Annotated in this window: 13 protein-coding genes; 6 read left to right on the top strand and 7 right to left on the bottom strand. The window is 43.7% G+C overall.

Annotation, left to right across the window (positions count from 1 at the left end; translation table 11 throughout):
* Positions 1-159: 159 nt before the first annotated feature.
* The 7 genes from Q8W40_RS19280 to Q8W40_RS19310 all read right to left on the bottom strand — a co-directional run bounded on the left by Q8W40_RS19280 (position 160) and on the right by Q8W40_RS19310 (position 6,896).
* On the bottom strand, positions 160-1,158 hold the full coding sequence (locus Q8W40_RS19280; RefSeq protein ID WP_305399489.1) for an alcohol dehydrogenase catalytic domain-containing protein: 999 nt from the start codon (positions 1,156-1,158) through the stop codon (positions 160-162).
* A 25-nt stretch (positions 1,159-1,183) separates the two neighbouring features.
* Positions 1,184-1,951 (bottom strand): SDR family NAD(P)-dependent oxidoreductase, encoded by a 768-nt coding sequence (locus tag Q8W40_RS19285; protein ID WP_305399491.1) that lies wholly within the window; start codon positions 1,949-1,951, stop codon positions 1,184-1,186.
* Entirely contained in the window at positions 1,951-3,255 is a 1,305-nt protein-coding gene (gene hisD, locus Q8W40_RS19290) for a histidinol dehydrogenase (protein WP_305399493.1), read from the bottom strand. Before hisD ends, Q8W40_RS19285 begins: the two co-directional genes overlap by 1 nt.
* 162 nt (positions 3,256-3,417) lie before the next feature.
* A complete protein-coding gene (locus tag Q8W40_RS19295) occupies positions 3,418-4,740 on the bottom strand; it encodes a TRAP transporter large permease (RefSeq protein ID WP_305399495.1) in 1,323 nt (440 codons plus the stop codon).
* Positions 4,741-4,748: 8 nt separating this feature from the next.
* Complete coding sequence (locus Q8W40_RS19300; protein WP_305399497.1) at positions 4,749-5,267, bottom strand: TRAP transporter small permease; 519 nt, start codon at positions 5,265-5,267, stop codon at positions 4,749-4,751.
* Positions 5,268-5,338: 71 nt separating this feature from the next.
* Positions 5,339-6,493, bottom strand: coding sequence for a TRAP transporter substrate-binding protein (locus tag Q8W40_RS19305; RefSeq protein ID WP_305399499.1), 1,155 nt, complete (start codon positions 6,491-6,493; stop codon positions 5,339-5,341).
* 130 nt (positions 6,494-6,623) lie between these two features.
* Positions 6,624-6,896, bottom strand: a complete 273-nt coding sequence (locus Q8W40_RS19310; protein WP_305399501.1) for a hypothetical protein — start codon at positions 6,894-6,896, stop codon at positions 6,624-6,626.
* A gap of 352 nt (positions 6,897-7,248) precedes the next feature.
* Here Q8W40_RS19310 and Q8W40_RS19315 point away from each other — a divergent pair, with 352 nt between their 5' ends.
* The 6 genes from Q8W40_RS19315 (at position 7,249) to Q8W40_RS19340 (ending at position 13,279) form a co-directional block, all read left to right on the top strand.
* On the top strand, positions 7,249-8,298 hold the full coding sequence (locus Q8W40_RS19315) for a LacI family DNA-binding transcriptional regulator (RefSeq protein WP_305399502.1): 1,050 nt from the start codon (positions 7,249-7,251) through the stop codon (positions 8,296-8,298).
* A 962-nt stretch (positions 8,299-9,260) separates the two neighbouring features.
* Positions 9,261-10,127, top strand: a complete 867-nt coding sequence (locus Q8W40_RS19320; protein WP_101113695.1) for a LysR family transcriptional regulator — start codon at positions 9,261-9,263, stop codon at positions 10,125-10,127.
* 295 nt (positions 10,128-10,422) lie between these two features.
* The gene (locus tag Q8W40_RS19325; RefSeq protein WP_237322487.1) at positions 10,423-10,632 is read left to right on the top strand and encodes a Flp family type IVb pilin; all 210 of its coding nucleotides are present in this window, start codon (positions 10,423-10,425) and stop codon (positions 10,630-10,632) included.
* Between the two features lie 60 nt (positions 10,633-10,692).
* Complete coding sequence (locus Q8W40_RS19330) at positions 10,693-11,466, top strand: pilus assembly protein CpaB (protein WP_305399506.1); 774 nt, start codon at positions 10,693-10,695, stop codon at positions 11,464-11,466.
* Positions 11,466-12,770 (top strand): type II and III secretion system protein family protein, encoded by a 1,305-nt coding sequence (locus Q8W40_RS19335; RefSeq protein WP_305399508.1) that lies wholly within the window; start codon positions 11,466-11,468, stop codon positions 12,768-12,770. Before Q8W40_RS19330 ends, Q8W40_RS19335 begins: the two co-directional genes overlap by 1 nt.
* Positions 12,770-13,279 (top strand): hypothetical protein, encoded by a 510-nt coding sequence (locus Q8W40_RS19340; protein WP_305399510.1) that lies wholly within the window; start codon positions 12,770-12,772, stop codon positions 13,277-13,279. Before Q8W40_RS19335 ends, Q8W40_RS19340 begins: the two co-directional genes overlap by 1 nt.

Raw genomic sequence — 13,279 nt, forward strand, 5'->3', positions numbered from 1 at the left:
TTTACTCGTTCGTTTCTTAAGCTTCATATTAACAATCAAGAGGTAAGCTGTCTGTAGTGGAATGGAATAAATACAGTGTTTTGGGCTAATTTAGGCGTGATACCAGTTAGAAAAATCCCTAGTGGTTTTCTAGGGATTTTTTAGGAGCGGTTTGTTGCGTTAGGCGCTTACATCGAGAATGATTTTGGCTGCTGCGGTTCGGTTGTTATCAAGGTCATCAAAAGCCTGACTTCCCAAACTTAAAGGACGCTCCTCAATCCACGATAACTCACCCAATGCGCCACGGTGTAAAGCATCTACGGCTGAAATCATATCCAGTTGAGTGTAAGAAAATGAACCCAAAACAGCGACTTCTTGAAGGGTCATCTTCCGTACATCGAATTCACCAAAGGAATCTTGTAACCCCACATGCATGAAGACACCACCCTGTTTAACTGCTTTCATCCCCGCATTGCGTGTATGGCTAGAGCCTACTGCATCGACAACCACATCAATACTAGATTCATCAACGGGTTCGTCTTTAGCTGGGTTGTGCAAGTCAGTAATTCCAGAAACCCTAGCGGTGTTGAGCCTTTGCGCATTCGTATCACTCAGAACAATGTGTCTTGCACCTTTTAGTTTGAGAAAAAGAGCGCAAAGCAATCCGATGGATCCGCCACCAATGACCATTGCTGTGCTTTCACTTAACGTCCGGTGCATGTGTTTTTCCACCAGCGCTATGGCGTGTAAAGCCGTCGCTGCGGGTTCGGCTAAGGCGGCATGTTCTGGTTTCATACCCTCAGGTACTGGAATAAGATTGGTTTCCGGTATCACCGTATATTCTGCAAACGCACCTGGCATTTTTAACCCAATGGCCGTTCGATTTTCACACAAATTGGTTCTGCCGCTTAAGCAGTCGGCGCACTCCATGCATGTAATCAAAGGGTTAAGGACAACTCGCTTGTTCAAGTACTTACCATTCATGGCAATACCACAGGCTTCATGCCCAAGAATCAAAGGGGGTACGCGTCTTGGGTCGTGTCCGTGATAAGCGTGCATATCTGAACCGCAAATACCCGCTTTCTCTATTTTCACCAATACCTCGCCTTCCTGCGGGGTAGGCGTGTTTTGCATTTCAAAGGTGACTTCGTTTTTATTGGTATAAACGAGTGCTTTCATGATTCTATCCTTTTTAAATTCACCGTCACTTAGCCGTGAACCCGCCATCCACAAACAAGGTTTGACCCGTTACGTAGTCCGAAGCGTGTGAAGCAAAAAACAGTATTGGACCATTTAAATCTTCCATTTCACCGTTTCTGCCTATCGCCGTTTGATTGGCGAGTACTTGCAGTTTGTCTGCATCTTCAAACAAAGGTTGTGTCAATTCACTTGGGAAGAAGCCAGGAGCAATGGCGTTGCATGTGATGCCGTCACTAGACCAAGCTTCTGCCATGGCACGAGTCAGCTGACATACGCCGCCTTTAGATGCGCCGTAAGGCGCACTGTTGGCAAACGCACGCTCACTTTGTAGTGAGGCGATATTGATGATTTTTCCGTATCCCTTTTCTTTCATGTCTGGTACCAAGGCTTTGGCAAGAAAGAAGGGCAATTTTAGGTTGATGTTGAGAGTGCTATCCCAGCTCGTCTCATCAACTTCATCAACGGGTTGGCGCAAGTTCTGACCTGCAACATTCGCCAAAATATCCGGCGCACCATAGATGGATTTGCACTGCGCAATATGTTGTTCTAACTGGTCAAAGCGTGTTAAATCGCAACGAATGTAACTCGCTGTTCCTCCCTCCATCTCGATCTCTGCCACCGTGTCTTTGAGGGGAGAATCACGTCTGCCCATAATGACAACTTTGGCGCCAGCGGCCGCAAGCGTTTTGGCAAACTGGCGACCGATACCGGAACCGCCGCCAGTGACCAGTGCGACTTGCCCTTCAATAGAGAAATTCGCCAATGTGCTCATTATTTGTATCCCAACTCAAACTGTTCTTCTGGGAAGTATTTTGCTAACCGAGCATCGCCTGTTCTGGCATGTGCTTCCATACCTTCAAGACGAGAAATACGCGCAGTAACGGCGGCAACCTCTCGGTTCGCTTCTTCGCTCAAGCGTTGGAACGAACAGATCTTAATGAACTTGCTGACCGACAATCCACCGGTGTACTTCGCCGCGCCTTTGGTCGGAAGAATGTGGTTAGGCCCTGAGCACTTATCACCAAATGCGACAGTGGATTCCTCTCCTAAGAAAAGTGAGCCGTAGTTCGATAAGTTTTCTAGCCACCAATCAAGATCGGCAGTTTGAACTTCCAAATGTTCCGAGGCGTATTCGTCACTGATTTGAACCACTTCTTCGCGCGTATCACACACAATGACTTCACCATAATCATCCCAAGCGGCAGTCGCAGCTTGTTTGGCTGTGTCTGGCAGATCGGCGATCAGCTCAGGGACTCGCTTCATAACTTGTTCTGCAAGCGAATCAGACGTTGTAAATAACCAAGCAGGGCTATCGAAGCCATGTTCGGCTTGACCTACCAAGTCAACCGCGACGATTTCAGGGTCTGCTGTTTCATCCGCAATCACTGCAATTTCAGACGGACCGGCAAACATGTCGATACCGACTTGACCGTACAGTTGACGCTTAGATTCCGCGACAAACCGATTACCTGGTCCCACCAATATGTCGGCTTTGTTTCCGGTAAATAAACCATTCGCCATAGACGCGATACCCTGGACGCCGCCTAGCGCTAACATATAATCTGCGCCACACAGTTTCATGGTGTAGAGCACCGCTGGGTTAATGCCAACCTCTGGTCGAGCTGGAGAGCAAGCCACAACATTCTTTACACCCGCTACTTTGGCGGTGGTGATACTCATGATGGCTGATGCAATGTGAGAGTATCGTCCTCCCGGTACATAACAACCCGCAGTGTTCATTGGGATAAGCTTTTGCCCTGCGTACAGGCCAGGAGATAGCTCCACTTCGAACTCTTTTAAAGAATCCAGTTGAGCCTCTGCAAATCGTTTTACTCGATCGTAAGCAAATTTGATATCCGCCTTCATCTGATCGGTGAGTTGCTCTTCGGCCGCTTGAATCGCTTCTTCACCAACAAGGATATCGCCATCCCATTTATCAAACGATTTTGTGAATTCGACGACTTGTTGTTCGCCGCCTTCTGCAATTTTAGCGAGCATGTCGCTGACGATTCGGCTTGTATCTTGTTCGCCAGTTGAAGCTGTTTTTATCGCCTTTTTCTTATATTGAATTGCCATTATTATCTCCTTGGAAATGTGCTTCTTTCAAAAATTTGGCGTGCAGAAACCCCTACAGCAATCGCTGCACGTTTAAAGCTATTTGTTACATGAGTAGTTCTGTTAAGTGACTAGTTCGGTTACATGACTAGTTCAGTTACATGAATTAATGCGTTATGCGAATCAGTTAAATTGGAGTGCCCATAGTGAAATCTCTGGAACAAATGCCAAGAGTAAAACCACTAGTAGCATCGACAGTACGTATGGCGCTGCGTATTTAGCCACTTGCAAAACCGGTGTCTGGGTCACGCCTGAAACAACAAACAGATTCAACCCTAATGGTGGAGTGATGAATCCGACGCCCAGCGCGGTCACCATCATGATACAAAAGTGAATTTCATCCATGCCGATCGATTGAGCCAAAGGCAACAAGATAGGGGAAAGCACCACAATATTGGGTGTGGTTTCCATGACGCACCCAGCCAGAATTAGGATTCCAATCATAATCAGCGTTAGGTACACCGGATCTTCCGTGATGTTGGTCATCTGAGTCACGAAGCTTTGCGGAATTTCCAATACCGCCAAGGTTTGTGCCAAAGGAAGTGACATCGCAATGATAGGCAGAATGATTCCATTAATTTTCGCTGAACTGTAAAGCATTTTAGGGAAATCACGCCAAGTAATGGTTCGTTGGTATAAACCGATGCTCAATCCTACGAGTACTGCAACCGCTGCCGCTTCAGTTGGCGTGAAAATACCGGAATAGATACCGCCAAGAATAATGAAAGGGATCATTAATGCATCGCGTGAGTTATAAATAGTCGTAAACCAGTGCTTTAGTGAGAATCCCGTCTTCGAATTTTCGTACCCATTAATGGCATTAAGCACAACATTGGTCGCCATAATAGAAATCATGATGAGCAAGCCTGGGATAGCAGCAGCCAAAAACAGCGTTGAGGCTGAAATACCCAAAATCAAACCAATAATGATGTAAGCGATAGACGGTGGGATAAGAATACCTGTACAGGCACCAGCAGCGACAAGAGCACATGCATACGCTTTTGGGTAACCTCTGTCGACTAAGCGATCAATCGTCATTCGGCCTACGGCGGCCGCACCAGCGGCATCGGATCCTGATATACAAGCGAAAAAACCACACCCCAAAACGGTTGATGTCCCTAAGCCTGATTTCGCACTGCCCGTTGAGGCTTCTGCAACATCCAGCAGTTTATTGGAAAGCCCCGTTCTTACCAGTACGTCGCCCGTTAAAATAAACAATGGTATTGCGATAAGCGCGAAGGCATCAATACCGTCAAATAACGACTCACCCACTAGAGAAAGTGGCAGCACATCAGTAAAGACCAACATCGCAATAGAGCCTAAACCCAAAACCACCCAAATTGGTACGGCTAAGAAAATCATGACCACCATGGCAATAACAGGACCGTAAACGGCAATGCCATAAGAAGCTGCGGAGGCTTGGTCGAGCAAATAGTAGTTATTCATTTTTCCTCCTAATCGATCAAGCGTTCGCCTTGGTATACCTGTCCATTGTTGAGCAGTGCTTTCACATCCCTTCTAATGGATTGAAGCAAGCGCAAAACAATTAAGGTGAAACCAAAGGGCACAGCGAATAAAAACCAAACTTGGCTGATGCGTAATCCATGGGTCACGGAGCCGTATTCGAGAGACGTTAGTACGGGTCCGATAGAGACGATCAATGAAATCACTGCAAGCCCCAAAGTAAGAAAGTCGCTGAACAAGTACACGGCAATTTGTGCGCGATTTGGTAAGAACCCAAGCAAAACATCTATGCGTATGTGAGCGCGGTTTTTAACCGCAAGTGAAGCGCCTATCCAAGCTAGGTAGATAAAGCAGTATCGAGCGACTTCTTCTCCCCAAATGGAGGAATAACTGAGCACAAATCGTCTGGTGACTTCAGAGATGATCGTCAGTACGATCATTGAATAGAACATTAGGCAGAGCCATCGTTCTAAATTTTGCTCTATGGTTGAAAACCGACTTTGTTGCATGTTTTACACCTTGATAAGGGAAACAAAAGAGAAAAAGGGCAGCCGCAAAGTAAACTACGGCTGCCAACGGCCTACACGTCATGGACGTAGTAACGTCCTTTAGTGTTCGCTGCTTCAAGCAACTTGTCGAAAGTGTCCAGAGATCCCGCCAGTGACTTCTTCGTTGAATCCCAAACCGCCAGTTGATGCCCTGCTTTTTCTTGCCATTGAGCAAGCTCTGAAGGCGTAGGGGAGTAGAATTGAACGTTATTCTTAGCAAGTTCAGACATCGCATATGCCCTTGCAGCGGGAACTTTAGCGAGGTTTTGATGCGCTGTTACTTCGCTTGCGGCTTCAATTGCTTCTTGCACGTCTTTTGGTAGCTTGTTAAACCACTGCAAGTTACATGAGAACACTTGAGCATCCGGTACTGAACGGATGAAAGTCACAGAAGAAAGCACGTCTTTAAACCCGAAAATGTTTAACGCTTCTACACTCGGATCCAGTGCATCGGCGACACCCTGTTTAATAGCGGAAGGAGTTTCCCCCCAAGCGATTGGCGTAGGGTTCGCACCGAGCAAGTGGTAAAACTGTTGAAGGATTTTAGAACCCGGAACTCGGAACTTAATGCCTTCCATTTGATCTGGGGTTTTAATGATTTCGTCTCTGCCTTTACGAAGGGCAACCACACGTGGATCGATGGTGACGTACCACAATGCTTTAAAGTTACGTTCTTCAAGCTTAGGGTCCACTTCTGCTTTCCACGCCGCTGAATTCACCAAGTTGACAAACTTTTGGTTTTCACCACACCAATAAGGGATATTGATTAAGTCCACAACAGGTGCGAAAGAAGAGAAATTAGAAAGCGAGTGCTGTGCAGCCTGAATGGTGCCTTGCTGTACTTTCTGAGCCAGTGCGCCCCCAGCACCAAGTTGACCACCTGGCGCTAATTTCACGTAGACCTGACCGTTGGTCATATTTTGGATATTCTCTTTGAAATCCAATTGCATAATAGGGTAACCACGAGATGCACCGAGAATGTAAGCGGTTGCAATGGTCATGGTGTATTTGGCTGCTTTTTGACGTTCACGCTCTTCTTTTGAGATAGCGGCAGCGGCTGTTGGGCTCATTAAAGCGCCCGCAGCACCCACCATTATCGCGGCAGTGACACCGGTTTTACCTGCAACTTCAAAGAATTTCCGACGCTCGATAGACTCGATTTGGTCGCTTTCGTTGATTCCTTTCATTTTTTGACTCCATTTTCACGTGATTGAAATGACGTTGGATTGTTGTCTACGAACCTGTTTTAGCGTCTAACATTGGCAACGCATTACTGCTGATGGGCAGTGCATCGACCATCTACTCAAAACTGAGTTCTTAGGTTGTTTGTTTTTCTTGCTGCAAAATAAAAATGACACCAAATGCAGCGCCTGCGGCAAGCAGCAGTGCTTCTGGTACTACGTCTAAAGGTGGAATAGGAAAGTCGTGCCGAATGGAAGCCCATCCAACAAGAATGTTAGAGAGGTAAAGTACAAAAGAAGCAATACTGAATACCAAATACTTACGACTTCCAGCGGTAATAGGCACGGGATGAGATCCTGAAGATTTTTGTGATGCACCAGATGACTTTTCTGATATCGAAGTAGGCATGGTTATCATCCTTGCGTGGTTTGATTAACAACTAATTAACACCACCTTATTTATCGACCAAATAATAGTCAACTGTAAGCGCTTACATTTTTTCAATTAGAGTAAAAGTTAATCAATATTTTCAATGTTGATCACGGAAATTGATGGTTTTATAGTCAATTGGTTTCATTTTCAATCAGGCTCTCTTTTAGTGTCTTCCATTTAAAGTTTTGAATAATAAGGATTTATTTATTTCTCTTGCGATTAAAATGCCGCTTGAATTTAAGCTTAGTCACAGTTCGTTATAGTCAATCTGATATAAGTGTGTATAAAGTTTATACTGACAAACGTCTTGGTTAACTGTTGGAAAAACATGGTAAAAGGTAAGCGCTTACGCAAATCTTCAGACAAGCCAACGTTGGGCGATGTAGCCAAAGCGGCAGGGGTTTCCACCGCTACGGTTTCACGTGCACTTAATCAACCTCATCAAGTTAAGGAAACTTTGCGGGCTCGCATTGAAGACGAAATTAACAGGCTGGGCTATGTGCGTGATGGCGCTGCAAGGGCACTTGCCTCCAACAAAAAGCGCATGATAGGCGCAATAATTCCAACCATCGATAACGCAATCTTTGCTTCGGGTATTAACGCACTTGAACGCCGCTTATATGAAGAGGGATACACCCTTATGTTGGCGGTCAGTAACTACGATCCCAAGCACGAGCTCAAACAGGTTCGAGATATTATGGAGCAGGGGGTTGATGGGTTACTACTGGTTGGAAATGATCATGCGCCAGAAACGTATTCTATCTTAAAGCAACATAACCAGATATTTGCCAATCTTTGGGCGTTGGACCGGACAAGCCCGTACCCCTGTGTTGGGTTCGACAATTTCACCGCGGCGCAGCAAGTGACTGAGTATCTCCTTAATCAGGGGCATACTCGCTTTGGGTTTATTTCCGGAATAACAAAAGGGAACGACAGAGCCACAGCGCGCTTAGAAGGCGCAAAAGAATCGCTTAAAAAAGCGGGTATCTTCCTGCAGCCTCAAGACGTTGTTGAATGCCGATACGATATATGGGAAGGCAGAAATGCATGTCGACACCTACTGGGTAAACCGGAGCGAGAGAGACCGACTGCCTTAATTTGTGGTAACGATGTGTTGGCTTTCGGCTGTTTAACCGAATGCGATAAATTGGGCATTTCTGTGCCAACTCAAGTCTCGATAACCGGCTTTGATGATTTGCCCTTGTGCGAGCACCTTTCACCAAGCTTAACCACTATTCGCGTCCCGTCTCGAATGATGGGTGAAAGAGCCGCCGATTTTATTTTGGACCAAATTGCAGGTCGAGAATCTGCGATGCATATTGAGGTTCCAACTCAACTGGTTGTAAGAGAAAGCACCTCTGTTCCTATGCCCAAGTAACATCAAGATGCTTGGTTCAGTGGTGTGTCTACCAACGACTTCTCAACCAAATAAGAGTTAACTGGCTTTCAGGCAAGACGCTACTCCTTTCATTTTTCCCTTTATTCTAGCGATACGCCTAAAGCTCATTATCTAGATGATGTTTGGATACACACCTTGGTGTTCCGCTTCCCTTATTACTTCAATTTTCACTGTTCGATCTGAATGAATGAGAATTGGTTTGTTGTAATACCTCTTGAGCTTGTAAGGCAATGAATACGCTATAGAGTTAGGCATACGGTGAGCGGGGAAGTGTTTTATATCATTGATTGAAAGTGAAACAACTACTATTTTTAACGCAAAAATAGCAATTAATTTAACGAATCATTTACATGTTGTGACGTCCTATTATTCCACAAGGGTTTACAATTATATTAATAAATGTATTTCACATTATTACAGAGTAAAGAAATAAGTTAGAAAAAATAATTAGTGCCCACTGTGTGGTAAAAGATATTGTTACATTAGAAATGATACATTTGTTCAAAAAAATGGACGAAGCAATATACAATTTGTAATCTAATGAAAACTAAGCATTTTTAACCGTTTGTCAACCCATTAACAGCTAGGTATTACAAAGCGTTATCACGCCATTACAAAAATTTATAAGAAAATCATATATATGTGATGTGAAATTAGATTATAAAATAAGAATGTTTGTTATCATGCTTTTTATAAATCTTATGGAAGTAATCTTTGTCGTTTGAAATTTAATCAGTTAAATAGAAAGGTTGTTATAATTGGTTACATACGTCGTTCACATTCAAACGAAAGATATTGACTTAGTCTGATAGATTCGGTTTTGCGTATTGTAAGTTGGGTATAGACAATATTTCTTTGCCCCCATTTATATGACCCCTAATTGAATGAGTAGTAGTACAGGCTAGGTTTATAATGGCACTAAATAGTAAGAGTAAAATCAAATGCTGAGAAATGTGATAGAAATTAAATACTTAAAAACATTCTCATGTGTCGCAAAATGTAAGAGCTTTTCGGCTGCAGCTGAGTCTTTGTTTATCACTCAGCCTGCCGTTTCACAACATATTAAAAAGGTTGAAGCTCATATAGGTGCAAGTATTTTCGACAGGGAAGAAGGTTTTGAGTTAACGACGGAGGGCAAGATCTTACTAAAGTATACTGAACTAAGTTTAGAGCTTTACGATCAGCTTTTCGAAGAGTTAGGGAAAACTAAAAATAAAGAACATTATAAGATTGCGGTATCAGATTCTTTTTCAACTGAATTAGTCGATGAGGTGGTAAAGGCATTTCGTATATTAAGCCATCTCGATCTTAGTTTGGTCAATTTTCGCAATCCGAGAGATTTAGATGCCAGTAAATATGACATTATTCTAGGAGTAAATTCAGAGCCCTCGCGCACAGGACAAATGGTGAAAGTGAAGAGGACGCAATACGTAGTGTGTCAGCGACTAACGGATCAGCCCATTATCCAGAACAACCCTGTTCGCATTGTACACTGCAGCTCTATAGAGAGAGAGCAAGTTTCAAGCCTACTGCAGGAGGTGGGCATAGGAACGGCAAATATACAAAGCTGGTTTAACACAAGTTCTTCAAGGCTTATGAAAGGTGAAATGGAAGAGCCAGGTACGGTATTAGTTTGCCCAAGTTGGAGTATTCAATCAAATAATCTTAGAGTGCATAAAACGTCTAATATCGTGAACTGTTTTGCATGGTGCAGTGAGTCGACATTTAAAGAATTAAGCCAAGTCGGGTTGACGAACCAAATCAAAGAGCTTTTTATTCAGTCAGAACCCAAACTCGTCACAATGTGATATTCAGCCCAAAAATTAGTGGTAATTAAAGTGGGTTATTAAAACTTTAAAAGTACAAATAAGGCGAGCAAATCAATGCTCGCCTTTTTTATTGCTTCTATCTATTTTGATTTCAATAAAATGATCTAATACACCTAGAAACAAAATTTATAATCAGTGGCTAAATTCCTAATGGATACGGCTTATTACATACAACTATAAGCATAATTAATAGTTGTATAAATAAGTATTAATTGTCGTTTTTCCTTTCGTTGCTATATTCGCTTCGGTTCATTCAAAGAAGGATTAAATGACAATGTTAAACACAATTACAAACCTATTGGCTAAATTCCAAAAAGACGAGCGCGGTGTAACTGCAGTTGAATATGCAATCATTGCTGTTGTTATTTCTGGCATTATTTTGGCGGCATTTAACAGTGGTTTAGGTGATGCAATTTCAGGTGCTATTGCTCAAATTTCCAGTCAACTAACAACCGCTACTACTGATGCAGCCGTCACTCCGTAATTTTTAGTCATCACCATATGGGTAGGCTTTTCCTACCCACAATCATAAGAGTTACGCTTCATGAGTAAACCTGTTCTCTTTATCTTACTTTCTGCGTTGTTATTTCTAGGGCTGTTTTATTCCAAAGATATTTTATTTGCTAGTGAAGCCCCGGTAATACCCGTTTCAACACAAGAAGCGACGGTTAACGTTCTGACTTTAGTTGAGCCTGTAGAAAAAGGGGTTCAATACAGCTTGGCCAATGTGGAATGGGTTGAGATGACAGAAACAAAAGCGCAGCAAAATGGCTTGCTGGTTCAAGGCAGCAAGATTCCAAAAAGTAGTCTTTTTAGAGCTCAACTTAGCAAAGGAACACTGCTTAAAAGATCCCAGCTATCGTTCCCAGGTGACGACGATTACATCAGCTTTACCTTGGCGAAAGATCACGTGCCTTACTACTACGAAACCGATGGGAAAAGTGTGTTAGATGCCATTGGCACCTATGCGGGGGACAAAGTCAGCTTCATCTCCACCACCAATTCCTATTCGAATATTCATGAAGCGGAATTTAAAGATGTGGGCAACCTGATTTCTGAAGTTCTGATTCATGACGCTAAGGTTATCCAAGTCACCGATACAGGTGAGTCCAGCAGCGAGCAGGGGCGTCAAGTTAAAGCAAAACGCTTGGTGATTGAGTTGAGTATTCGTCAGGTAATGAAATTGGATATCGCTAAGCAAATCGGGCAGATCAGTATTGTGCCCTCCAACATGACCAATCAGTTTCTTTCCGTACGTAGCGTTGACCTACTTGAAAAACAACATGGGGTCAGAGAACTCAGAGCAGGCAGTGAATAATGAAAAATACAAAAGTAGCCGTTCTCATTTTTGCTTTATTTACGCACCTCAATATTGGCGCAGCTGAACTGGTGTCGATAGATCAGGGCGCGGCAAAAACGGTGAAAACCAATCGAACGATAGATACCGTTTTTGTGTCCGACCAAAACATCGCCGACTACAAAGTAATAGATGAAACCAAAATCGTAATCCATGGAGTCAGTGTGGGCACGGCGAGTTTGATCGTTTTTGATCGCGGTGGCAATGAAATCTATAACTCAGAAATCGTAGTGAACAAGAGCTTGCGTTTGGTTAAGCAGATGCTTGTTGCTCATTTTCCGGATCAAGAAGTCAACGTGACTAATGTCGGTGAGCAGGTGGTTTTAGACGGCACCGTTCAAAGCGAAGAAGTAAAAAAGAAAATCTATCGCTTAGTTGGTGAAATGCTGAAGAAAAAATCCACGAGAAATACCTATAAGTTGGAAGACAGTGGGTCCGATAACGAGTTGGATTACACCGAAAGTTTCGTTTTCGAAGGGATTATCAATCACCTCAAGGTTCTGTCCACCGAACAAATTAATGTAAAGCTGACTGTCGCTGAAGTCTCTAGCAACTTTTTGTCGGAACTGGGTGTTTCGTACAGCAACATTGGTCAACCCGGTAAATACGTTAAACAAATCTTAGAATTTTCGGCTGAGGACATCGTCGCGGTGATTGCCGCCAGTAAGGACGACTCCATCGGACAAGTGCTCGCAGAGCCAAATCTGTCGGTTATTTCTGGTGAAACCGCGAGCTTTTTAGTTGGTGGCGAATTACCTATGGTGGTGCGAGATGGCGATGGTGTGTCCATCTCATACAAAGAGTACGGCATTAAACTATCGATGGTCGGCAAAGTAACGGACACAGAAAACATTCGACTAACACTTCTGCCCGAAGTGAGTTCGATTGACGCGTCGAATAGCCAAAGCAACGCGTTCTACAACATGCCTTCTCTGCGTACTCGAAAAGCACAAACCACAGTGCAACTTAAAGATGGACAAAGCTTTGTTCTTGCAGGGTTATTAACAACGGAAGAGCGTGAAACATTAAGCCGTATTCCTGTCTTGGGTGACATCCCAATTCTTGGCGCGCTGTTTAGCCACACCAAATCCAACCGTACGAAAACTGAATTGATCATAGTAGCCACCGTTAACTTAGTTGATCCGGTAAAAAGCAAAGACATCAAGTTGCCAAAATTCAAAGCGAGCAGCGATTTAGAGCGGCTATTCAGAATCAATTTATCGGATCCAGACGTAGAACAAACCATAAAAGCAGGAGGTTTTTAATGCTCTTAAGACACTCATTCGTCACAAAAATTCTGACGATTTCAGCGCCCCTTTTGCTTATCGGTTGCAGTTCTCCAATGTCTACGAACCTAACCCAAGTCGATGAGTTAGAGCAGATATACGAATTTAATGTTGTTGATAAACACATCGCGTTGAAACGCAGCATGGGGTTTATCGGCGACGTGAATAAGCACCACAAAAAGTCGGAGTTTGAAGTCTTCTATCACCCTAACGAAAGTGAATTCGTTGCGGAATTGCTGGAGTCGGCGAAAACAAAAGGCATTGATCGCCATCGAATCAGCGCGAAGTTAAAAGAATCAAGCGACACAGATAGTGAGTCACGCCCGCTGTCCGACAAAGCCGTTTCAATTGTTTCTCGGTACACCTTGGTTAACGAGAAACAGTGCGAATCTCTTCATATGGGGAATGCGCAAAATTTCCATTTCGGGTGCGCGGTTGAATACAACCGTGTGATCAGCCTGAGTCAGCCTCTAAAAGGTGTTAAGTAA

The sequence above is a fragment of the Vibrio penaeicida genome (assembly GCF_030689305.1).
Classification (GTDB): Bacteria; Pseudomonadota; Gammaproteobacteria; order Enterobacterales; family Vibrionaceae; genus Vibrio; species Vibrio penaeicida_B.